Source organism: Mesorhizobium sp. M7A.F.Ca.CA.002.09.1.1, assembly GCF_003998555.1.
In the GTDB taxonomy this organism is placed as follows: Bacteria; Pseudomonadota; Alphaproteobacteria; order Rhizobiales; family Rhizobiaceae; genus Mesorhizobium; species Mesorhizobium ciceri.
Map to the genome: position 1 here is coordinate 1 of NZ_RZRR01001467.1, position 710 is coordinate 710.

Below are 710 nucleotides of genomic sequence, written 5' to 3' on the forward strand. Positions count from 1 at the left end.
GTCCTGCTTGCGCTGCGGCACCGATGGATCGGCCGAGGGGAAGATCGGCGCGAACGGCGTGTCGTTGCCGACGATGGCGCGGCCCTTGAGCAGGCCCTTGACCACAGCCTCTCGGTCGATCGTGAGCGCCAGCGCGCGGCGGATGCGCTTGTCGGTAAACGGCGCCTGGTCGGTCCTGAGATGCACCTGGTCGTGCGAGCTCGCCTGCACGCTCAGCAGCTTGAAGTTGGGATTGCCCTCGATCGCCAGCTCCAGCCGCGTCGTGCTTGGGATCACGTCGAGCTGGCCGGCCTGCAAAGCCAGCACCTGTGCCTGCTCGTCGTCGAAGAACTTGATCTCGATCCGGTCGGGCAGCGCCTTGTCGCCCCAGTAATTCTCATTGCGCACGAAGCTGGCGCCTTGCTTGGGGCGGAAGGATTCGAGCTTGAACGGACCGGTGCCGTTGAAAGTCTTCTCGAAATCACCGGCATAGTCGGCAGGCAGGATGACGGCATTGTAGACGTCGGAGGAGACATAGAACGGGAAGTTGCTGTTCGGACCGTCGAGATCGAAGGCGACGGTTTCGTCGTCGACCAGCTTGGCGCCGCCCTTGGACAGGATGCCCTTGTAGGCGAACAACGCCGACGAGCCGCTGGCCGGATCGACCAGCCGCTCGAAGCTCGCCACAACGTCTTTGGCGGTGACCGCGCGGCCATCGTGGAATTTTACCC

General features: G+C 63.8%; 1 protein-coding gene. It reads right to left on the reverse strand.

The genetic code is table 11. The features are described from left to right. The coding region (locus EN994_RS34045; protein WP_245466177.1) for an ABC transporter substrate-binding protein at positions 1 to 710 on the reverse strand (710 nt) is incomplete at both ends.